The 260-nt window shown below is 63.8% G+C and carries 1 pseudogene; it reads left to right on the top strand.

Features of this window, described 5'->3' with window-relative positions:
- Positions 1 to 185, top strand: a pseudogene (locus tag EOB49_RS35490) (FAD-dependent oxidoreductase); the annotation flags it as partial.
- Between the last annotated feature and the right edge of the window lie 75 nt (positions 186 to 260).

The raw sequence follows: 260 nt of genomic DNA on the forward strand, positions 1-260 counted from the left end.
ATCTGGTGGGTGGTGATCCCTATGGCGGTTCCTCGACCATCGACCAGTCCTTCCTGTGGCGGCCGTTCAAGAGCAGCCGCAACCAGCAGACCGGCATCAAGAACCTCTACCACATAGGCGCCTCGACCCATCCGGGTGCGGGTCTCGGCGGCGGTTCCGGCTTTCTCCTGGCGGGGAGGCTGTGATGGAAGAGAAGGTCGCGGAAAAGCGCCAGCGCATTTCGACCCTGGGGCAGATCGGCCTGCAGCAATTCGCGCCCT

The organism is Mesorhizobium sp. M7A.F.Ca.MR.148.00.0.0, from assembly GCF_003997735.1.
Lineage (GTDB): Bacteria > Pseudomonadota > Alphaproteobacteria > Rhizobiales > Rhizobiaceae > Mesorhizobium.